Annotated in this window: 16 protein-coding genes; 10 read left to right on the plus strand and 6 right to left on the minus strand. The window is 69.7% G+C overall.

The features are described from left to right. Positions 1-17: 17 nt before the first annotated feature. Positions 18-671 (plus strand): ribonuclease HII, encoded by a 654-nt coding sequence (locus ACXJKQ_RS02450; RefSeq protein WP_457104178.1) that lies wholly within the window; start codon positions 18-20, stop codon positions 669-671. Positions 672-686: 15 nt separating this feature from the next. Here ACXJKQ_RS02450 and ACXJKQ_RS02455 read toward each other — a convergent pair whose 3' ends face one another. After that, positions 687-2786, minus strand: a complete 2100-nt coding sequence (locus tag ACXJKQ_RS02455) for a methyl-accepting chemotaxis protein (RefSeq protein ID WP_457104179.1) — start codon at positions 2784-2786, stop codon at positions 687-689. A gap of 709 nt (positions 2787-3495) precedes the next feature. Next, on the minus strand, positions 3496-4611 hold the full coding sequence (locus tag ACXJKQ_RS02460) for a PA0069 family radical SAM protein (protein ID WP_457104180.1): 1116 nt from the start codon (positions 4609-4611) through the stop codon (positions 3496-3498). A gap of 155 nt (positions 4612-4766) precedes the next feature. Here ACXJKQ_RS02460 and ACXJKQ_RS02465 point away from each other — a divergent pair, with 155 nt between their 5' ends. From ACXJKQ_RS02465 to ACXJKQ_RS02475, 3 genes are all read left to right on the plus strand, one after another. Then, complete coding sequence (locus ACXJKQ_RS02465) at positions 4767-5297, plus strand: hypothetical protein (protein WP_457104181.1); 531 nt, start codon at positions 4767-4769, stop codon at positions 5295-5297. Between the two features lie 131 nt (positions 5298-5428). Continuing rightward, the gene (locus ACXJKQ_RS02470) at positions 5429-6877 is read left to right on the plus strand and encodes an amino acid permease (protein WP_457104182.1); all 1449 of its coding nucleotides are present in this window, start codon (positions 5429-5431) and stop codon (positions 6875-6877) included. 64 nt (positions 6878-6941) lie between these two features. Beyond that, a protein-coding gene (locus ACXJKQ_RS02475) for an IS630 family transposase (RefSeq protein WP_457104183.1) occupies positions 6942-7903 on the plus strand; the annotation gives its coding sequence in 2 pieces (ribosomal slippage) (positions 6942-7293 and positions 7293-7903; 963 coding nt in all). A gap of 33 nt (positions 7904-7936) precedes the next feature. On the opposite strand, the gene moaB is transcribed toward ACXJKQ_RS02475, so the two are convergent. Continuing rightward, positions 7937-8494 carry a molybdenum cofactor biosynthesis protein B gene (moaB, locus tag ACXJKQ_RS02480; RefSeq protein ID WP_457104184.1) on the minus strand — a complete coding sequence of 186 codons (558 nt, stop codon included), beginning with the start codon at positions 8492-8494 and terminating at the stop codon, positions 7937-7939. A 138-nt stretch (positions 8495-8632) separates the two neighbouring features. On the opposite strand from moaB, the gene maiA reads away from it, so the two are divergent. The 4 genes from maiA to ACXJKQ_RS02500 all read left to right on the plus strand — a co-directional run bounded on the left by maiA (position 8633) and on the right by ACXJKQ_RS02500 (position 11405). Continuing rightward, positions 8633-9280 (plus strand): maleylacetoacetate isomerase, encoded by a 648-nt coding sequence (maiA, locus tag ACXJKQ_RS02485; protein ID WP_457104185.1) that lies wholly within the window; start codon positions 8633-8635, stop codon positions 9278-9280. A gap of 116 nt (positions 9281-9396) precedes the next feature. Next, positions 9397-10728: an NAD(P)/FAD-dependent oxidoreductase gene (locus ACXJKQ_RS02490; RefSeq protein ID WP_457104186.1), complete on the plus strand. Its 1332-nt coding sequence runs from the start codon at positions 9397-9399 to the stop codon at positions 10726-10728. A 63-nt stretch (positions 10729-10791) separates the two neighbouring features. After that, a complete protein-coding gene (locus ACXJKQ_RS02495; protein WP_457104187.1) occupies positions 10792-11103 on the plus strand; it encodes an EthD family reductase in 312 nt (103 codons plus the stop codon). Further along, positions 11100-11405, plus strand: coding sequence for a hypothetical protein (locus ACXJKQ_RS02500; RefSeq protein ID WP_457104188.1), 306 nt, complete (start codon positions 11100-11102; stop codon positions 11403-11405). Before ACXJKQ_RS02495 ends, ACXJKQ_RS02500 begins: the two co-directional genes overlap by 4 nt. Positions 11406-11451: 46 nt before the next feature. Here the strand turns inward: ACXJKQ_RS02500 and ACXJKQ_RS02505 are convergent, their stop codons facing one another. The 3 genes from ACXJKQ_RS02505 to ACXJKQ_RS02515 all read right to left on the minus strand — a co-directional run bounded on the left by ACXJKQ_RS02505 (position 11452) and on the right by ACXJKQ_RS02515 (position 17216). Next, positions 11452-14775 (minus strand): ATP-binding protein, encoded by a 3324-nt coding sequence (locus ACXJKQ_RS02505; RefSeq protein WP_457104189.1) that lies wholly within the window; start codon positions 14773-14775, stop codon positions 11452-11454. A 54-nt stretch (positions 14776-14829) separates the two neighbouring features. Next, the gene (locus tag ACXJKQ_RS02510) at positions 14830-16101 is read right to left on the minus strand and encodes an O-antigen ligase family protein (RefSeq protein WP_457104190.1); all 1272 of its coding nucleotides are present in this window, start codon (positions 16099-16101) and stop codon (positions 14830-14832) included. 122 nt (positions 16102-16223) lie between these two features. Beyond that, complete coding sequence (locus ACXJKQ_RS02515) at positions 16224-17216, minus strand: CobW family GTP-binding protein (RefSeq protein ID WP_457104191.1); 993 nt, start codon at positions 17214-17216, stop codon at positions 16224-16226. Between the two features lie 295 nt (positions 17217-17511). Here ACXJKQ_RS02515 and ACXJKQ_RS02520 point away from each other — a divergent pair, with 295 nt between their 5' ends. Both ACXJKQ_RS02520 and ACXJKQ_RS02525 read left to right on the plus strand, forming a co-directional pair. After that, positions 17512-18834, plus strand: coding sequence for an efflux RND transporter periplasmic adaptor subunit (locus ACXJKQ_RS02520; protein WP_457104192.1), 1323 nt, complete (start codon positions 17512-17514; stop codon positions 18832-18834). Positions 18835-18850: 16 nt separating this feature from the next. Then, positions 18851-22000: an efflux RND transporter permease subunit gene (locus ACXJKQ_RS02525; protein WP_457104193.1), complete on the plus strand. Its 3150-nt coding sequence runs from the start codon at positions 18851-18853 to the stop codon at positions 21998-22000. Positions 22001-22089: the final 89 nt, after the last annotated feature.

Raw genomic sequence — 22089 nt, forward strand, 5'->3', positions numbered from 1 at the left:
GGATGGCAGGAGGCGCCATGCCCTTCGCCAAGCCTCTCGCCAAACCCCTGGCCACGCCCCTCGCGAAACGTCCGGCCGCCCGGCCACCCTTCGATCCAGCCCGCGCCGCCACCTACCCGACGGCGATCGGCTGCGACGAGGTCGGGCGCGGCGCGCTCTGCGGCCCGGTGGTGGTGGCCGCGGTCTGGTTCGACCCGGCCGCGTTCCCGGCCGACCTGCTCGCCGCCCTCGACGACAGCAAGCGCGTTCCCCAGGCGGTGCGGCAACGGCTGGCGCCCCTGATCCAGGCCCATGCCCGGGTCGCGGTGGCGGCGGGCTCCCGGGCGCTGATCGACCGGATCAACATCCGCGCCGCGACCCTCGACGCCATGGCGCGGGCGGTCGCCAGGCTCGGCCTCGCCGCACCCGTGCTGGTGGACGGGCGCGACGCCCTACCCGGCCTTCCAGGCCGCGCCGTGATCGGCGGCGACCGGTTGGTGCCCCAGATCGCCGCCGCCTCGATCGTCGCCAAAGTGTTCCGCGACGGGCTGATGCGGCGCCTCGCCCGGCGCCATCCTGGCTACGGCTGGGAGCGCAATGTCGGCTACGGCACGGCCGTTCACCGCGCCGGCCTCGCACAGCTCGGCCGCAGCCCGCATCACCGTCTCAGCTTCACCCGCGGCTTCGACTGAGCCGGACCGGATCGATCACGCGGCCCGGACGCCTTCCAGGAAGCGATCGACCTCGACGGCGAGTTGCTCCGACTGCCGCGTGAGCGCGGTGGCGGCTGCGAGCACGTGATCGGCCGCGCGCCCCGTCTGGTCGGCCGCCTGCGCCACACCGGCGATGTTGCCGGTCACCTCCTGCGTCCCCGCATTGGCCTGGGTGACGTTGCGGACGATCTCCTGGGTGGCCGCCCCCTGCTGCTCCACCGCCGCCGCGATCGCGGCGGCCACGGTGCTGATCGCGCCGATCCGGCCGGTGATCGTGCCGATCGCCTCCACCGCCTGACCGGTCACGGTCCGGATCTCGCCGATCTGGAGGCCGATCTCCTCGGTGGCGCGGCCTGTCTGCGCGGCGAGTTCCTTCACCTCCGTGGCGACCACCGCGAAGCCGCGCCCCGCCTCGCCGGCGCGCGCCGCCTCGATCGTCGCATTGAGCGCCAGCAGGTTCGTCTGAGCGGCGACGCCGGCAATCAGCGCGACCACCGCGTCGACCCGGGTGACCGCCGTGTTGAGCGCGGCCACCAAGCCGGCCGTCTGGTCGGCCTCGCCGACCGCAGCCCGCGCAAGCTCGGAGGAGCCCTGGACCTGTCGCCCGATCTCCTGAACGGAGTTGCCGAGTTCCTCCATCGCGGCCGCCACGGTCCGGACGCCCGCGGATGCTTCCTCGGCGGCGGCGGCCACGGTATCGGACTGGCTGGCGGTCTGCTGGGCGGTCGTGGTCATCTGCCAGGCCGTGGTCTGCAACTCGGCGGCAGCGGAGACCTCGCCGACGATGCCGGCCACCGCCGCCTCGAAGCCCTGCGCCATCGTGAGCGTCATGCTCCGACGCTGTACCTCCGCGATGCGCGCGGCCTCGGCCGCTTCAGCCTCGAGGGTGCGGGTGCGGATGAGGTTGTCCCTGAAGACCTGCACGGCGGCCGCCATCGCGCCGATCTCGTCCCGCCGCTGCCGGGCCGGGATCGCCACCGCGACGTCACCGGCGGCGAGCACCCTCATCGCCTGAATCATGGACCGGAGGGGCCGCAGCACGCCACGGAAGACCACGACGGTCCCGAGGCCGGCGAGCAGCAGCGAGGCGGCCAGGAACAGGCTCGTATCGCGCAGGCTCGCCCGCGCCTGTGCGGCCAGCGTTTGCGCGCGCTCGACCATCGCGTTCAGGGCTGCATCGGCCAGATCGGCGATCGTGTTGACCTCCCGCGTATTGCGGTTGCGCAGATCCTCGATCGCGATTCCGGGCGGCTTGCCCTGGCTCAGCGCCGCCCGCAAGGCTTGCCGACGCGCCGCGACCTCGCCCTCGAAGTTGTTGGCACGGGCCGTTCGAAAGGCGGTCTGGATCGCCTCCGGCACCGCGTCGTCCACGTGGTCGACGAGGATCGCCCAGTCCGCCGCGACCCGGCCGCGTTCCTCGGCCTCGGCGAGGCGCTCCGCCTCCGACCAGCCCATTCCCCGCGCCAGGGCCGTCTCGCCCCGCGCCACGTGACCGCCGATCGCGACGCGCGTGATCCAGGCCGCGCGCTTGATCTCGAGCGCGCGGGCCAGTGTCGCATCCCGACGCGGGATGGCGGCGTCGACGGCGCCATCGGCCGCCGCGAGCGCATCAAGGAGGGCCTGGAACGCCCGCGCGGCGGCTTCCGCAGTCGCGGCGGGGCGCTCCGGGATCGGGAGCGAGAGAGCCCGGTCGATCGGCGACGAGAGGTCGATCAGGGCCTCATGGGCGCGCCGCAGCGGGTCGACCATCCGCAGCACCGTTTCGGCATCCGTGTCGCGGATGCGCGCCAGGAAGCTGTCGAGTTCATCGGCTCTCGCGGCGCGCTGCGCGGCGATCAGGGCCGCGTCCGAGGGCGGGATCCGGTCCGGCGCGACGAGGGCCTGCAGGGTCCGAGCCCGCTCCAGACGCGCCGCGAGGAGAAGCTTGAGCAGATGGCGGCTGGCTTCGGTCAGGGCGACCACATGGCGACTCCGGTTCTCCTGCATCTGGGCGTCCAGCGCCGTCCGCGCGCCCGAGACGAGCAGCATTGCACTGAGCGAAACGAGGATCGCGCACAAACTTGTACCGATYGACAGACGTGGAAGCCGGACCATGGCAAGCCTTATTCTTCCCTGCAGTGCATCGAGTCGTGAGGTCGGCCGCCCGGTGGCCGGACGCGCGGCGGGAAACCGGTCGACCCGGACGGTCGGCGCCCATCCTGAGTGCCGGCTCGCGGTCGATTCGCGTGCCCTGATCCGCCCCGGAAGTCCGCCGTGTCGGCATCGGCGATCGGGCTCCGGACAGCCTGGACCTCCCCTGCCTCGCTGCGCGCGCGGCGGCCACCGGACGAAGCGAGATCCGGTCCGCGATCGTCAGGATCACTGCACGCTGAACCCGCCGCATCCGTCGCGTAGCATCCCGCGGCGTCGCAGTGCGTGACACGGCACCGATCGCGCAACTGTCGGCATCCGACATTGCGTGCCGAGACGCCATCTCAGGTGAGACACAGTATAAATGCTCGATCGAACAATCATAGGTTGGAATATTTATTGGATCCAGCAATCTTTCGTGCTGAAAAACGATCTTATGATGCGGATTTGAAACCTTAGCGATCCCTCTGTCAACTTTGATTTTTCGTTTTTTCGAAATCATTTTGGAAAAATTGTTCTTACAAATATTCGATAATATTTGGGTCGCAACACGATATCTGTAACCAAGATATCTTTATTCAGTCAGAATTGTTGTTGGCGACGATCCTGCGGCTTGTCCATTGGCTGGCTCAGACCGGGCGCCGGGTTGCCCGGCCAGCCCGCATGCCCAGAGTCAGAACAGCGTCAGTTGCGCCCCCGGCTTGCGGAAGGCGTCGCGGTTCAACGTGACTCTGCCGAAGGCGAAGCCAAGCCGCTTGCCGGCGAGCCGTACGCGCTGGCCGATCATGACCGCGTAGGCCCCCTCGCCGCGGAAGCGGTGGCCGAAGCGCGGATCGTTCTCACGGCCGCCCCGGGCCTCCCGCAGGAGGGCAAAGGCCCGCGCGCTGCGTTCCGGGTAATGTTCCGCGAACCAGTCCGCGACGAGGTCGGCGACCTCCCCTGGAAGCCGCAGAAGCGCGTGGCCGATCCGGCTCGCGCCGTGCCCCCGTGCGCTGGCCAGGATCGCCTCGATCTCGTGGTCGGTCAGGCCCGGGATGATCGGCGAGACGTTGACCATCACCGGCACCCCCGCCGCGCTCAGCGCCCGCATCGCCGCGAGCCGCTTGTCCGGCCGGGGCGCCCGCGGGTCGAGGCGGCGGGCGAGGACCGGGTCCAGCGTCGGAAGCGAGATCGCCGCCAGCACGAGATTGTCGGCCGCCATCTCGGCCAGGATGTCGAGGTCGCGCAGCACGAGGTCGGACTTGGTGGTGATGCTGACGGGGTGGCGGGCCTCCCGCAGCACCTCCAGCACCGCACGGGTGATGCGGTGCTCGCGCTCGACCGGCTGATAGGGATCCGTGGCGGTGCCGAGGGCGATCGTCTCCGGCCGGTAGCCCGGCGCGGCGATCTCCCGGGCGAGGAGGCGGGCGGCCTCCGGCTTGGCGAAGATCCGCGACTCGAAATCGAGCCCCGGCGACAGGCCGAGCCACGCATGGGTCGGGCGCGCATAGCAGTAGATGCAGCCGTGCTCGCAACCCCGATAGGGGTTGATCGACCTGTCGAAGGGAATGTCGGGGGAGGTGTTGCGGGCGATGATCCGGGCCGCGCGCTCCGGCAGGACCTGCGTGCGCAGGACGGCCGGCGTGTCCGCTGTCCAGCTCCCGTCGCTGAACACCTCGCGCCGGGCCGGCTCGTAGCGCCCCGAAGGATTGGCCGTGGCGCCCCGGCCGCGCCGCGCGTCCCGCGGCGCGGCGCTCGGTTCGAGGCGGCGCGCGGTTTGCGATCGGGCTCCCTCGGACCACTCCGCCATGACGACTCGCCTCTGTCCGTTGCGAATAGAACATAGCGCGAACACGACCTGGCGGAACGCCTTATTTTCAGGCAAACTTGGCTTTGCCGCCGTTCCGGACTGCGGCAGCTTTGCCCGCGCGCCCGCAGGCAGTTTACGGCGCCGCAGAATCGTCTATGGGCGCGCACATGCTCTCCGCGGTGACCTATCTGGCCGACCCAGCCGATCCGGACGCGATCGATCGTCTGGCCGACACGCTCAGCGTGCTCGTGTCCGGCGTAGCGGGCGGCCTCGTGGGCGACGCGGTGATCGTGTCGGGCCGCGCGAGCGAGGCCGTCGCGGCCGTCGCGGAGGCCACCGGCGCGACGCTGGTGCTCCAGGGGAGCGGCAATCCCTACGCCGTCGGCGCCGCCGCGGCCCGGCGGGACTGGGTTCTGTGCCTGGAGGCCGGCGACGTTCCGGCCGAGGGCTGGATCCGCACCCTCGACCGCTTCGTCGGGACGGCTCGTCCGGAGACCGGGCTCGGCCGCCTGCATCGCCCAGCCGCTGGCTGGCTCGGGACCGTCCGGAACCGGGTGGAGGCTCTGGCGGGCGCCCGGCAGGCCCGGGCCGGGGACGTCGTGCGCCGGGACGTGCTGAGGACCGCGGCCGTGTTCGCGCCGCGTCTCAAGGTGAGGCCGCTGATCGCGCGGATCGAACGGGCCTGATCGACAGAATCTTGCTCTGCGCCTCGTTGTTGTCCGTCGATCCTCCTCTACAACCTCTCGGGTAAGAAGATTTGCCGTCTCTCCATCCGCGGGAGAGTGCCGGCCGGCTCCCGCCCTGGAAGGATGGTGCAATGGATTCGTCGGGCCTGATGGGGCGCAAATCGGTCGACGACATCCTGGAAAGCGGCGAGGGCGAGCAGCAGCTCTCGAAATCCTTGGGCGCCCTGTCGATCACCGCGATGGGCATCGGCGCGATCATCGGCGCCGGCATCTTCGTCCTCACCGGCACGGCCGCGGCCCAGTATGCCGGGCCGGGGATCATGCTCTCCTTCGTGCTCGGCGGCATCGCCTGCGCCTTCGTCGGCCTGTGCTACTCCGAGATGGCGGCACTGATCCCGGTCGCCGGGTCGAGCTACACCTACACCTATGCGACGCTCGGCGAGTTCTTCGCCTGGCTGATCGGCTGGGACCTGATCCTGGAATACGCCATGGGCGCCGCCACCGTGGCGGTGGGCTGGTCGGGCTACGTCACGAGCATCCTGAAGGATGTCGGGATCGTGATCCCGGCCCAGTTCGCGCATGCGCCCGGGACGCCGATCGACAGCGGCGGGACCGCCCTGTTCAACCTGCCGGCCGTGCTGGTCGTGGCGCTGATCACGCTCCTGCTGGTGCGCGGGACCAAGGAATCGGCCCGCTTCAACAACATCATGGTCGCGGTGAAGCTCACCGTGGTGGTGGCCTTCATCGCGCTCGGCTGGGGGCATGTCGACACGGCGCACTGGAGCCCCCTGATCCCGCCGAACGACGGCACCTTCGGGCATTACGGCTACAGCGGCATCCTGCGCGGCGCGGGCGTGGTGTTCTTCGCCTTCATCGGCTTCGACGCGGTCTCGACGGCCGCCCAGGAAGCGCGCAAGCCCCAGAAGGATATGCCCATCGGCATCCTCGGCTCCCTCGCCGTGTGCACGATCCTGTACGTTCTGGTCGCCGCCGTCCTGACCGGGCTCGTTCCCTACAAGGACCTCAACGTCCCCGACCCGATCGCCAAGGGCGTCGACGTGATCGGCATCGGCTGGTTCGCCCTACTGATCAAGCTCGGAGCGCTGACCGGCCTGACCACGGTGATCCTCGTCCTGCTCTACGGCCAGAGCCGGATCTTCTTCACCATGGCCCAGGACGGCCTGCTGCCGAAGATGTTCTCCCACGTCCACCCGACCTACCAGACACCCTATCGCAGCCAGATGCTCATCGGGGCTCTGGTGGCCTGCGTGGCGGCCCTGGTGCCGATCAACATCCTGGGCGAGATGGTGAGCATCGGGACGCTCGCCGCCTTCATCCTGGTCTGCGGCTCGGTGATCTACCTGCGCCGCACGGACCGCCACATGAAGCGACCGTTCCGGGCGCCCGCCGTGCCGATCGTGCCGATCCTCGGGATCCTGTTCTGCCTGCTCCTGATGATCGGCCTGCCCCTCGACACGTGGCTGCGCCTGGTGATCTGGATGGCGATGGGGCTCGTCGTCTACTTCTTCTACGGCCGCAAGCACTCGGTGCTGCGCCGCAAGGAGGGGAATGCCGCCTAGAGCCGTTCCCGCGGGCGTTGCGACGGGTTAGCGATTGCGGCGTTGAGTGGTGAAGGAGCCAGCGATGCCTTCACCGTTGTCTGTCGATCTGCGCGAGCGCGTCGTGGCGGCCGTGGCCGAGGGCGCCTCTTTCCATCGGGCGGCAGCCCGGTTCGGTGTGAGCGTGTCGAGTGCCAGCCGGTGGTCGGCGCGGTTCGCGCAGGACGGCCACGTCGCGCCCAAGCCGACGCGGGGCGACAACCGTCTCCCGGCCCTTGAGGCGCAGGCCGATCRGATCCTCTCCACCTACGAAGCCCGGCCCGAGWTCTTCCTGCGCGAGTTGCGYGACGCCCTGGCCGCSCAGGGYGTGCAGACCAGCACGAGCGGSCTGTCGCGSTTCTTCGCCCGSCACGRCATCACCCGYAAAAAGGGGCTSTCTACGCGGCTGAGCAGGARCGRSCSGACGTRARGGMGGCCCGCCAAGCCTGGTTCGAGGCCMTGCCYGAYCTCGATCCKGACACMCTCGTCTTCCTCGACGAGACCGCRGCCGCCACCAACATGGCCCGCCGYTACGGWCGCGCCCCGCGCGGGTCCCGATGCCGGCTCCTCGTGCCGCAGGGCCACTACAAGACCACCACCGTCACCGCCGCCCTGCGCACAATCGGCCTGTGCGCACTCAGCCTCATCGACGACGCCACCAACGGCGCGCGCTTCCGCACCTACGTCGCCGACCGCCTCGTCCCAGTTCTGCGAGCCGGCGACACCGTGATCCTCGACAACCTGCAAGCCCACAAGGTCGCCGGCGTGCGCGAGGCCATCGCGGCAGTGGGCGCGCGGGTCTTGTACCTGCCGGCCTACAGTCCCGAGTTCAATCCCATCGAGCAGATCTTCGCCAAGCTGAAGCACCTGCTGCGCAGCGCAACCGCTCGCACCGTGCCCGACCTCTGGGTCGCCATCCGCGAAACCTTCACACGCTTCACCCCAGACGAGTGCCGCAACTGCCTCACCGCAGCCGGATACGAAGACGACTTGGCCGTCGCAACATAGGTGGGAACGGCTCTAGGCGCCATCCGGTGCCTCTCAAACCGCGATGCTCGACCCGCGCCGCAGGTGCTCGTCGAGCCGCGGCATGATCTCCACGAAGTTGCAGGGGCGGTGCCGGTAGTCGAGCTGCTGGGCCAGGATCCCGTCCCAGGCATCCCGGCAGGCGCCCGGTGAGCCCGGCAGGACGAAGACGTAGGTCGCCCGCGCGACTCCCGCGGTGGCGCGGGACTGCAGGGTCGAGGTGCCGATCTTGTCGTAGGAGATCCGGTGGAACACCGCCGAGAAGCCGTCCATCCGCTTTTCGAACAACGGCTCCAGGGCTTCCGGTGTCACGTCGCGGCCGGTGAAGCCGGTGCCTCCGGTGGTGATCACCACGTCGACCCCCGGGTCGCGCAGCCAGGCCTCGACCCGGCTCCGGATCGCCGGGATCTCGTCCGGCACGATGGCCCGGTCGGCCAGCCGGTGGCCCGCCTCAGCGAGGCGCTGACTCAGCGTATCGCCGGAGCGGTCGTCCTCCGGCCGGCGCGTATCGGAGACGGTGAGCACCGCGATGTTCAGGGGGATGAAGCGGCGAGCCTCGGACTGATCGGCCATCTTGGGAAATCTCCGGACACAGGCGCCCGATATGGGCCGGCCCGATCCCGTTGTCGCCCCCGTCCGTCCCGGTCCGCCCCTTGCGGCCCGGCGCAAAGTCGGCTGTGCTCCCCAGGCCCGGTCGGAGACCCCACAGACATGCACATGTACGGCAACTGGCGGTCGGCCGCCGCCTTCCGGGTGCGGATCGCCCTGAAGATGAAGGGCATCGCCTACGAGGAGACCTTCATCGACCTCGACGCGGGCGACCAGCACAAGGCGGAATTCCGGTCGATCAACCCCCAGGGCGCGGTGCCGGCGCTGTTCGACGGCGACGGCCCGCCCCTCACCCAGTCGCTGGCGATCCTCGACTACCTGGAGGAGACGCGGGACGGCGTACGGCTCCTGCCCGAGGAACCCCGGGCGCGGGCGCGGGCCCGCTCCCTGGCGCAGGTCGTCGCCTGCGACACCCATCCGCTCTACGTGCCCCGGGTGCGCACGTTCCTGATGGAGCATTACGGCCTGCCCCGGGAGCGAATGCTGGATTTCCTGCGCAACGCCTTCGAGACCGGCCTGCGGACCCTGGAGACGCGGCTCGGCACCGAGGCCGGGACCGGCCGTTTCTGCCAGGGTGATTCGGTGAGCCATGCCGACCTCTGCCTGGTCAGCCTGTGGGTCGGGACCGGAATCTTCGGCATCGAGACGGCGGCCTACCCGACGGTGGCGCGGATCGCCGAGGCCTGCCTCGCGCTCCCCGCTGTCGCGGAGGCTCACCCGTTGCGCCAGCCGGGCGCCCCGTCGGCGTGATGGGGGCGAACGCGCGTTCGTGACGCGGGCCGCATGAGGCGGATGTGGAAATCGGCAACCCAAGGGGTGTAAGCAGGCCGGCGTTGAATCCCGGTCCGGGGGAAGAAAGAGTGTCGATGGCATCCGTCGAGAACGAGTCCGGCCTGCATCGCGTCGTCGTGGTCGGCGGCGGCGCCGCGGGGCTCCAGCTGGTGACGAAGCTCGGCGACAAGCTCGGGCGCGGCAAGCGCGCGCACATCACCCTCGTGGACCGGGCTCGGACGCATATCTGGAAGCCGCTGCTCCACGAGGTGGCGGCCGGCAGCCTCGATGTCGGCCACCACGCGGTCGACTACCTGCACCACGCCCACATGCACGGCTTCCGCTACCGGATCGGGCGCATGACCGGGCTCGACCGGCAGGCGCGCACCATCCAGCTCGCGGCGAGCCACGACTCGGAAGGGCGGGAGGTGACGCCGGAGCGCTCCGTCCCGTACGACACTCTGGTGATGGCCGTGGGCTCCACCACCAACGATTTCGGCACCCCGGGCGTGGCCGAGCACGCCATCGCCCTCGACACCCAGGACCAGGCGGTGCGCTTCCACCAGCGCCTCGTGAACGCGTCGCTGCGGGCGCACACGCAGGCCGGCCCGGTCCGCCCCGGCCAGCTCCACGTCACGGTGATCGGCGCGGGCGCCACCGGGACCGAACTCGCCGCCGAGCTGCACCGGACCCTGCGCCACGTGGTCTCCACCGGCCTCGACAGGATCGACCCGGGCAAGGACATCCGCATCACCCTGGTCGAGGCCGCCGACCGGATCCTGCCGGCGGTGCCGCAGCGCCTCTCGGCCGAGGTGATGCAGCTGCTGCACAAGATCGGCGTCGACGTCCGGGTGAAGGCGCGGGTGACGGAGGTGCGGGCCGACGGCGTGCAGCTCGCCGACGGGACCTTCATTCCGTCGGAGCTGGTGGTCTGGGCGGCGGGCGTTAAGGCCCCCCCGTTCCTCCAGGGCATCGGCGGCCTGGAGACGACGCGGACCAACCAGCTCGTGGTGACCCCGACGCTCCAGACGACCCGCGACCCCGACATCTTCGCCGTCGGCGACTGCGCCTACCTGGTGGAGGCCGGCTCCGACACGCCGGTGCCGCCCCGCGCCCAGGCGGCGCACCAGCAGGCGAGCCACCTCATCGGCCAGATTCAGGCCAAGATCGACGGCAAGCCCCTGAAGCCGTTCAAGTACAAGGATTTCGGCTCGCTGGTCTCCCTCGGCGAGTACTCGACCGTGGGCAGCCTGATGGGCTTCGTGCGCGGCAAGAACATGCTGATCGCCGGCCTGTTCGCCCGGATGATGTACCGCTCGCTCTACAAGATGCACGAGCGGGCGCTCCACGGGACCGCCAAGACGGTCCTCGATACCCTGGCGCGCGCCCTCACCCGTCGCACCGAGCCGCGGGTCAAGCTGCACTGACCGTCGCGATACGAACCGAAACGGCGCCCGGGCGGACCGGGCGCGACACGGGAAGGAACCCCCATGATCCTGGTAAGCGTGATGTATCCGGCCGGCCCGAGCTTCGACATGGGCTACTATCTCGGACACCACATGCCGCTGGTGCGCGAGCGCTGGTCGTCCCTCGGCCTCCACGACGCGAAGGTCGTCAAGGGCGCCGGCACGCCGGACGGCGGCCCGGCGCCGTTCCAGGTGATGGCGCTGCTGACCTTCGAATCGGTCGACGCGTTCAAGAAGGCCGCGGCCGCCCACGGCGAAGAGATCTTCGCCGACATCCCGAACTTCACCGCGGCGCAGGCCCAGGTCCAGATCAACGATTTCGCGGAAAACCCGTGATCGACATCGTCAAGGCGGTTCAGGAGGCCGATCGCAGCCTCGGCACCTACGTGGTCGTGCTGCGCAGCGATGCCCGCGCTCTCGACGGCCCGGAGCGCTTCACGCCGGAGGCGGAGGCCTGGATCGCCGACCGGGCGCCCAGCGGCCGGCTGGCCCGGGTGCGGATCCTGCTCGCGCCCTACCCCGGTGCGGCGCCGGCCGAGCGCGAGGTCACCGTGGCGGCCTTCGCCGACGCGCGGGAACTCGCCGCCTTCGCGACGACCTGGACCGCCGACCCGCTGCCCGACGGGGACGACGCGTAGGATTCCACCGAGCGCGATGCGGCGCCCCTCGGGGCGTCGCATCGGTTCAGGCTGCGCGCAGCTGCCGGATGGCCCGGAGCGCCGTCGCCCGCTGGATCTCCAGGCGCCGGATCAGCGGCATCAGATCGGCGCCCGCATGGGCGGCGGCCTCGACCTCGCGGCAGAGGCTCGACAGGCCGACGAAGCCGAGCAGCCCGGCGGCCGCCACCAGAGCGTGCGCGTCGTGGGCGATCTGGAGGCGGTCGGTCTCGCTCGGCCGGAACCGCTCGGACAGCTCGTTGGCCAGCAGATCGAGCAGCGCCCCCACCCGGTCCGAGCCGAAGCTCGCCTCCATCTCGGACAGCACCGCGGCGTCGAGGACGGTGGAATCCACCTCGGGCACGCGACGCGGCTCGTCGGTCCCCGACGCTCGGCGCGCCCCGGGGGTCGTCCAGCGGCTGATCGTGGCGAACAGATCGGCCCGGCGGAACGGCTTGCCGACATAGTCGTCCATCCCGGCCGCGCGCAGCTCGTCGATCTGTTCGGGCAGGATGTTGGCGGTCATGGCCACGATCGGGATGTCGCAGGCCGGAGGCGCCAGCGCGCGGATCCGGCGGGTGGCCGTGAGCCCGTCGACGCGGGGCATCTGAACGTCCATCAGCACGAGATTGTAGCCCTGGCCCGACGCCACGGACGACCCGACCGCCGTGATCGCCTCGGCCCCGTCCCCGGCCACGTCCACCGTGTAGCCCTGCGACTCCAGCACCGCGCAGGCGAGTTCCTGATTGAGCGGCACATCCTCGACGAGGAGCAGCCGCAGCGGCACGCCCGGACCGGCCCCGGAGGCCGGGACGGTCGCGGGCAGCGGCCGCAGCAGCGTCGAACCCGCGCCCGGCTCGATCCCCTGTTCACCGCGGGGCAGGACCAGACGGAACCAGAAGGTCGAACCCTCCCCCTCGCGGCTCTCGACGCCGATCTCGCCGCCCATGAGCGTCACGAGATGCCGGGAGATCGCCAGGCCCAGGCCCGTCCCGCCGAAGCGTCGGCTGATCGACCCGTCGACCTGGCTGAAACGCTTGAACAGCCGGTCCTGCTGCGCGGGCGCGATGCCGATCCCGGTATCGGTCACGGCGAATCGCACCGCGTCGCCCGGGCGGCCGTCCGGGGCGCGGCCCGCGCCCTCCCGCTCCACGATCACCGTGACGGAGCCCTCCGGGGTGAACTTCACGGCGTTGTTCAAGAGGTTGAGCAGTACCTGCCGCAGGCGTCCCGGATCGCCGACCACGAAGGCCGGCAGGGCCGGATCGATCCGGGCCTCGATGGCGAGGCTGCTGCGGAGCGCGCTGCCACGCACGATCGACACCGTGCCGTCGACGATCGAGATCAGCGGGAAGGGCACCGGGTCGAGGGTCAGTTCGCCCGCCTCGATCTTCGAGAAGTCGAGGATGTCGTTGACGACGGTGAGCAGCGCCGCGCCGGAACTCTGGATCAGCTCCAAGCGGCGGCGGTCCTCGTTCTGGATCGTGGAACCATCGAGGAGCAGGTCGGCGTAGCCAAGAATGCCGTTGAGCGGCGTGCGGATCTCGTGGCTCATGGCGGCCAGGAACTCGCTCTTGGCCGCGCTTGCGCGCTCCGCCTCGGTGCGGGCCGCCTCGGCGTCCCGCGTGGCGGTGCGCAGGGCGGCCTCGACCGCCTTGCGCTCGGTGATGTCGAGGTGGAGGCCGACCATCCGCTGCGGATGCCCGCCTGCGCCGCAGAGCGTGCGCCCGCGCGCGTAGAGCCAGCGGTTCCCGACCCGGAACTCCGCCGCGTAGGGCGTGCCGGATTCGACCGCGCGGCGGATCTCGTTCCAGACATCGGTGACATCGTCGGGATGGATCAGGCTCGTCCACGCGGAGGCCGTCATCGTATGCGGCTCGCCGGTCTCCGGCAGCCCATGCATCCGGGCGCTCTCCGGGCTCAGGGTAGCGAGCCCGGTGCGCATGTCCCAGTCCCAGGCGCCGGCCTCCGCGGCATCCAGGGCAATTCCCAGAAGGCCTCGGGCCTCCTCGACGGCGAGGCGGGCCGTGATGATGTCGTCGACATCGAGCGCCGTCCCGAGCCACTCCGCCACCGCGCCGTTCGCCGGATCGAGGCGGATCGGGATCAGCGAGAGCGTGTGCCACCGGTAGACGCCATCGTGACGCCGGATCCGCCACTGGCCGCTGAAGGCTGTCCCGCTCTCGACGGCCCGGGTCCAGGCCACCTCCATGGCGGCGGCATCCTCCGGATGGTTCCGCCCGACGCGCTCCGCGCGCTCCGGTCCGATCGGGCCGTAATAGGACTGGAACTGCGCGTTAGCGTAGGTCGCCCGCCCGTCCCCGACCCGCATGGTCCAGACCAGGAGCGGCAGCGCCTCGGCGAGGCCGCGATAGCGCAACTCGCTGCGGCGGACCTCGTCCTCGGCCCGCCGGCGCTCGGTCACGTCGATGAGCACACCGACGAGGCCGGCGCTCTGGCCCTCCCCCCGGCACATGCCGCGGACGACCACGTCGCGCAGCTCGCCGTCGGGCCGGAGCAGCCGCGCCTCGAAATCGAACGGCGCCCTGCGGGCGATGGCGTCGGTGACGATCGCCTCGAGCCGCGCGCGGTCGTCGGGATGGTAGATCTGCGAGAAGGCGTCGAGGCGCGGTGCCGGCATCGCGGGGTCCCGGCCGGCGATGGCGTAGAGGCTGGCCGACCAGAGGGGCTGGCCGTCCGCGAGCTCGACGCGCCAGTTTCCGACGCTGGCGAGCTGCTCGGCCATCTGGAGCTGATGGTTGGCCGCCTCCTGGGCGCGCGCCCGCGCGTTGATCTCGCGATGCTGCTCGCGGATCACCGCCTCACGGATCGCGGCCTGCGCGATCTCGCGGTCGCGCCTGACATTGGCCTCCGTCAGCCTCAGATGCGCCACGACGATCTCGGCGAGGTCGTGGAAGGCGGCCGCTTCCGCGGGCGAAAGGCCTTCCCGGGGCTCCGGGTCGGCGAGACAGAAGGTGCCGATACGCAGGCCGGGTTGGAGGCTCAGCGGGATGCCCGCGTAGAACCGGATCCCGCCCGGGGCGGCGGCGACGGGCAGGTCGCGAAAGCGCGGATCGAGCCGGGCATCCGGCACGACGAGCAGCGCGTCGCCGCGGATCGTGTGCTGGCAGAAGCTCTGGTCCCGCCGTACCGTGGTCGGGACGTCCGCGCAGGGTGTCTTCAGCCACTGCTCCGTGTCCCCGAGGAAGGCCACGAACGCGCTGCGCACACCGAACAGGCGGCGGGCGGTTCGGCAGACGGCCTCGAAATGCGGCTCTGACGGCGTGCCGACGATCGCGAGGGCCTCGAGGGCCGCGAGCCGCTCGCCTTCAGGGTCCAGCTGTGTGTTCACGGACGGACTCCCGGCGCGGACCGGCGGATCGGCCGGAGCCGAGCGATGCCGCGCCTAGCGCCCCGTTTCAAGCGCGCCCGCCTGCGGCGTGCCCGCGCGCAGCCGCGCGGCCTCGAGCGCCCAGACCATGCCCAGCATCATGTAGACATGGCGCCACTTCTCGATATCGATCTGAAAGGCCTGCAGGAAGAACATCAGCAGCGCCGGCCAGACGATCTGGGCGTGCGCCCGGACCGGCGACGGCCGCGCCAGGAGCCGGAACCCGACGAGTCCGGTGGTCACGACGAGGCCGATGAACACCGCGCCCCCGAGCCAGCCGCCGTTGGCGAAGGAGCCGATATAGGAATTGTGCGGCTCGAGCCCGAAGGTCAGGCGCCAGTGCATCGGCCCCATTCCGAACGGCCGCTCCAGCAGCATGGCGAAGCCGCGGATCTGGTTGCCGAACCGGCCGGTCTCGCCCTGATCGTAATCCTGGGTCAGGGCCGCTCGGGTCTCGAACATCTTGTGCACGTGATCGACCGAGAGCAGCCCGATCACCGCGACGGTGCCCAGGACGACCGTCGCGAGGGTCAGGAGCACGATGCGGCGGCGCAGGCGCGGCGACGCGCTGCCGGCATAGACGGATCCGACCATCAACAGCACCGCGACGACGCTCCCGCCCCACGAGCCGCGCGAGAACGACAGGAAGATGCCGGCCACGATGATCAGCAGGCCGACAAGGGACACCAGCGGCCGCCTGGCCGAACCGGTGAGCAGGCCGTGCATCAGGTAGAGGGCGCCGAGCGTCAGGAACGAGCCGAACACGTTCGGGTCCTGGAAGGTGCCCGATGCCCGGTCGTACTTGTAGAACAGGTCCTCGATCCCCAGCCATTGCAGGTAGCCGACGATGCCCAGCGCCGCCGAGAACACGCAGCTCGCCGTGTAGGCCTTGAGCGCCAGCTCCATCCGGGCCTGCGTGTCGTCCGCGAAGAACATCGCGAAGAAGATGCAGGTGAGCGAGAGGTAAAGCAGCTGCACCGTCCAGGTGACCGGGAACTCCTCGTTCAGGTAGGGCAGCAGGGCCGTGACGATCGCCGTGAGGTAGAGCAGGAGAAGAACGACGAGCGGTAGCGCCCCCCGGTGCAGCCGCACGCCGAGGCAGAGCCAGAGCAGGATCGTGGGGATCGCCACCGCGTCGTAGGGGGAGGTCTCGGAGAAGGCGAAGCAGGCGAAGAAGATGAACGCCGCGAACAGCGCTTTGGCCAGCCCCTCGACGGCTCTGATGAGCGGCAATCCGCCCGCGAACCCGGACGGGGCCGGGGCTGCGGGCGCAGCGGTATGGGCCATGGATACGCGGGCTCCACGGGCCGGTTACGCTGGCCCGCACGCCCCGTGATGCCATCCAATGGTTGAGAATCGCCTTCGCGGCGGCGGGCGCGGTGTTTCGGCCGCGGCGCCGGCCCGGGCGGTCAGGCCCGGCAGGCCTCGAATTCCTCCCTGATCGCCACCGGATCGAGGTTGCGACCGATGAACACCACCCGCGAGACCCGCGGCTCGTCCGCCCGCCAGTCGCCCTGGACGTCGCCGTCGAGGATCATGTGCACGCCCTGGAAGACGAAGCGCTTCGGCTCGTTCGGGAAGGCCACGATCCCCTTGCAGCGCAGGATGTCCGGCCCCTGGACTTGGGTGAGGTTGGAGATCCAGGGCATGAACTTTTCCGGATCGACTTCGCCATCGATCTTCGCCGAGATCGACTTGATGTCGGAATCGTGATGGTGGTGGTGCCCCTCCTCCAAGAAGTCGGGCTCCACGTCGAGAATCCGGTCGAGGTCGAAGGCGTTGCGCTCCAGCACGGCATCGAGGGGGACCGCGCAGTTCTGCGTGCGGTGCAGCTTGGCGAGCGGGTTGATGGTGCGGATCTCGGCCTCGACGCGGTCGAGATCGGCCGGCGCGACGAGGTCGCTCTTGTTGAGCAGGATCACGTCCGCGAAGGCGATCTGGTTGCGGGCCTCGGGGGCATCCTTCAGACGATCGGACAACCACTTGGCGTCGGCCACCGTCACGACGGCATCGAGCCGAGCGGCCTCGCCCACGTCCTGGTCGACGAAGAAGGTCTGCGCGACGGGGGCCGGGTCGGCGAGGCCGGTCGTCTCGACGATGATCGCGTCGAACTTGCCCCGGCGCTTCACCAGACCGTCCATGATGCGGATCAGGTCGCCGCGCACGGTGCAGCAGACGCAGCCGTTGTTCATCTCGAACACTTCCTCATCGGCGCCGACGACGAGGTCGTTGTCGATGCCGATCTCGCCGAACTCGTTGACGATCACGGCGTAGCGCTTGCCGTGATTCTCGGTGAGGATCCGGTTGAGGAGCGTGGTCTTGCCAGCGCCGAGGTAGCCGGTGAGCACGGTGACCGGGATCTTGCCGGCGGCTGGGGCGGGAGCGTTGCTCGTGTCGGACATGACGGCTTCTTCGATGACTGAGGCGGGGTCGGCCGGGTCTGAGCCCAGGAGCGTTGTCATATTGTAACAAATCCCGTCAAAGGAAGACGGGGTCACACGGTTTCGCGACTGGGGCGCCGGATTGATTGCCTGTCTGACAAGCTTTGCTCTACGCACGGCGTGCCGCGCGGGCTCTTCCACGCGGCACGCCATAGAAAAGCACCAGCGCTCGCATTGATGTAGGCGTCGTCCCGGCACGAATCGTACCCTCGTCAATCCGCCCGGTCTCTTGGCCCGGACCTAGAAGATCATCCGCATGGACGCCCGAAATCCGCTGGACCAGGACGAGGCCGTCACCGTGCCCGCGCGCAAGCGCCGGTGGCCTGGGTTCCTGGTCGTCGCCGTCATCCTCGCGGCCGCAGCGGGTCTCGCCTTCGCGTTCCCCGACCGGGTTCGCGAGACGGCCTCGAACCTCGTCGGCGCGCTGACCGGGCTGTTCGCGGCAGGCAATCCCGACCCGGGCATCGACGCGGAGAAGGCCGGCCCGGTCGAGCGCGTGTTCCGGCCCTCCAAGGAGCAGCGCGCCGCCTTCGAGATCCTGCCGGTCGCCAATTTGGTGTTCCGACCCGAGGGGTCCGCCGAGGGACGGATCGCCCTCAACGAGGACGACAACGTGCCGGTGGTCTCGCCCTATGCGGGCCGGGTGACGAAGGTGCTGGTCCGGGCCGGCGACGACGTAAAGGCCGGCGACGTGCTGCTGACGCTCGAGGCCACCGACATGGTCCAGGCGCAGAACGATTATCAGGCGGCCCTGAACAATCTCCAGAAGCAGCAGGCCCTGCTGAAGCTCGACCAGACCATCGCGCAGCGCCAGCAGGAACTGTTCCAGGCCCATGCCACGGCGCTCAAGGACTACCAGTCGGCGCAGAACGACGTGATCGCCGCCCAGAGTGACCTGAAGACCGCAGAGGCCGCCCTCGACGCGGTGAAGAACCGCCTGCGTCTGCTGGGCAAGACCGACGCCGAGATCGCCGCCTACGAAAAGAAGGGCACCCTGAGTTCGGAGACGCAGATCCGGGCGCCGATCGCCGGCACCATCGTGCAGCGCAAGGTCGGGACGGGGCAGTACCTCTCGGCCTCGAGCGACCCGGTCTTCGTGATCGGCGACCTCTCGACGGTCTGGCTCGTCGCCAACGTCCGCGAGAGCGAGATCCCCAAGATCCGCATCGGCCAGGAGGTCGAGGCGAAGGTGGCGGGCTTCGGCGCGCGGGTGTTCAAGGCCCGGGTGAACTATATGGCCTCCAGCCTCGATCCGGCCACGCGGCGGCTCGCGGTGCGCAGCGAGGTCGACAACCCGGACCGGGTTCTGCGCCCGGAAATGTTCGCCACCTACACGATCATCACCGGCAAGGGCGAGCCGAGCCCGAGCGTGCCGGTGGCGGCGATCGTGTACGAGGGCGACCGCACCCATGTCTGGGTGGCCCGGCCGGACGGAGCCGTGGAGGCCCGCGACATCAAGCTCGGTCTGATCAACGGCGACAACGCCCAGGTCGTCCAGGGCCTGCGCGCGGGCGAGCAGGTCGTCACCCGGGGCGCCCTGTTCATCGACCGGGCGGCCACGGGCGACAAGGCATCCTGAGCGGGGATCCGGTCCGATGAACGCCCTGATCGCCTTCTCCCTGCGCCAGCGCGTGCTGGTAGTGCTGCTGTTCGTCGTGATGCTCGGCATCGGCTACGGCGCCTACACGCAGCTCAACATCGAGGCCTATCCCGATCCGGTCCCGCCCCTCGTCGACGTGATCACCCAGAACCCGGGTCAGTCCGCCGACGAGATCGAGCGCTACATCACCATCCCCCTGGAGGTGGCGCTCGCCGGCATCCCGAACGCCCAGGTGGTCCGGACGATCTCCCTGTTCGGCCTGTCCGACGTGAAGGTCCAGTTCAACTACGAGTACACGTACGAGGAAGCGCTGCAGCGGGTGCTCAACCGCCTGTCGCAGGCGCCGACCCTGCCCAACGGCGCCACGCCGCAGATCTCGCCGACGAGCCCGGTGGGCGAGATCATGCGCTACAAGCTCGTCGGTCCGGCGGGCTACTCGCCCATGGACATGAAGACCCTGCAGGACTGGGTGCTGCAGCGCCGGTTCAAGGCGATCCCCGGCGTCGTCGACGTCACGGCCTTCGGCGGAAAGGCCAAGGAGTACGAGGTTGCGGTCGACCTGAACCGTCTCCAGGCCCAGGGCCTGACCCTGGTCCAGCTGACCACGGCGCTGAACAACGCCTCGATCAACGTCGGCGGCCAGACCCTCAACGTCGGCCAGCAATCGGCAGTGGTGCGCGGCATCGGCCTGATCCGCGACATGGACGACATCAAGGACACGATGATCAGCCTCGTCAACGGCACCCCGGTGCTGGTGCGGGACGTGGCGGAGGTGCGCGTGTCGAACGCGCCGCGGCTCGGCATCGTCGGTCACGACGATCAGCCCGACATCGTGGAGGGCATCGTGCTGATGTCCCGCGGCGGCAAGAGCCTGCCGACCCTGGAGCGGGTCGAGGCCGAGATCGACAAGATCAACAGCTCCACGGTCCTGCCGCCGGACGTGAAGATCGAGCGGATCTACGACCGGTCGGGCCTGATCCACACCACGACGCACACGGTGATGCACAACCTCGTCTTCGGCGTGGTTCTGGTCTTCGTGGTGCAGTGGCTGTTCCTCGGCTCGCTCACCAGCGCGATCATCGTGGCGGCGACGATCCCGTTCGCGCTCGGCTTCGCGATCCTGATCCTGGTGGTGCGCGGCGATTCGGCGAACCTCCTGTCGCTGGGCGCCATCGATTTCGGCCTGATCGTCGACGCCACCGTGATCATGGTCGAGAACGTGTTCCGCCACATCGCCGAGCCCGACCACGTGAAGGGCGAGGCGCCGCCCGCCGGGCTGACGGGCCGGCTCGGCACCATCGCGATCGCCGGCCACGAGGTGAACCGCGCGATCTTCTTCTCGGCAACGATCATCATCGTCGGCTTCCTGCCGCTGTTCACGATGACCGGCGTCGAGGGCCACATCTTCGGCCCGATGGCCAAGACCTACGCGTACGCGCTGCTCGGCGGCCTGCTCGCGACCTTCACGGTCTCGCCCGCCCTCTCCGCGCTGATCCTGCCGAAGAAATTGGAGGAGCGCGACACCCTGATCGTCCGGCTCCTGCGCATCGGCCACGAGCGCATCCTGGCTTTCGGCCTGCGCAACCGGATCCTGTCGCTCGCCGTGATGCTGGCGATCCTGCTCGTCTCGGGACTCGTGGCGCGCAACCTCGGCCTCGAGTTCCTGCCGCGGCTCGAGGAAGGCAACCTCTACGTGCGCGGCACGATGCCGTCCTCGATCTCGCTGGAGGCCGGCAACGCCTACGTCCAGCGCATGCGCAAGATCTTCCAGGAGGTCCCGGAGGTCACCACCGTCCTGTCGCACCAGGGCCGGCCGAACGACGGCACCGACGCCACCGGCTTCTTCAACGTCGAGATCCTGGCGCCGCTCAAGCCCATCGACCAGTGGCGGAAGGGGCTCGACAAGGACACGCTGATCCAGAACCTGAGCAAGCAGCTCGCATCAGAGTTCCCCGGCATCGAGTTCAACTTCTCTCAGTATATCGAGGACAACGTCCAGGAGGCCGCCTCCGGCGTGAAGGGCGAGAACTCGGTCAAGATCTACGGCAACGACCTCGCCCAGCTCACCAAGACCGCCAACGCCGTGAAGGCGGCCTTGGGCTCGGTCCAGGGCATCACCGACCTCTCGGTGTTCGAGTCGCTGGGCCAGCCGACGGTGCGGATCGACGTCGACCGCCACAAGGCCGCGCGCTACGGCCTGTCGATCGGCGACGTGAACACCACGATCCAGGCTGCGATCGGCGGCCAGACCGCGGGCGACCTCTACGAGTACGGCTCGGATCGCCACTTCCCCATGCGGGTGCGGCTCGCCAAGGAGTACCGCTCGTCGCTGGCGGGCATCCGCAACATCGCGGTCGGCGCCCAGAATCCGAATGGCGGCGTGATCCAGGTGCCGCTCTCCGAGATCGCCGACGTCGACCTCGTCTCCGGCGCCTCGTTCATCTACCGCGAGGACCAGGAGCGCTACATTCCAGTAAAGTTCTCGGTGCGCGGCCGCGACCTCGGCAGCGCCGTCATCGAGGCGCAGCGGAAGGTTGCCGAGGCGGTGGACCTGCCCCCCGGCTACCGGCTCGAATGGGTCGGGCAGTTCACCAACCTGAAGGAGGCGGCGGCCCGGCTCAGCCTCGTCGTGCCGCTCACGCTGCTGCTGATCGCGCTGCTCCTGTTCATCAACTTCTCCTCGGTGGCCGACATGCTGCTGACCCTGTCGGTGATCCCGATGGCGATGATCGGCGGCATCTTCGCCCTGGCGCTGACCGGCACGCCCTTCTCGATCTCGGCGGCGATCGGCTTCATCGCGCTGTTCGGCATCTCGACCATGGAGGGCGTGATCCTGCTCGCCTACTACAACCAGCTCCTCGAGGAGGGCTGGCGGCGCCAGGAGGCGGTTTGGCAGGCCGCCGTGGTGCGGATGCGCCCGGTGATGATGACCTGCGTCGCCGCCTGCGTCGGCCTTCTGCCGGCCGCCGTCTCCACCGGGATCGGCTCGCAGGTGCAGAAGCCGCTGGCTCTCGTGGTGGTCGGCGGCATCATCCTGGCGCCGAACCTGATCCTGGTGGTTGTCCCGGTGCTGATCTCCCTGTTCTCCCGGCGCCAGCCGAACCCGGACGCACGGGCGCGCACCGAGCATCGGGCCGCCGCGTGATCCGGTTCATGGGACGCTTCCGGCGCGTTGCAGGGCCGCCACAACGCCCGCTCCGCGCGCACAACCGCGGGACAGCTGGATTGACTTGG

The sequence above is a fragment of the Methylobacterium sp. P5_C11 genome (genome assembly GCF_054049775.1).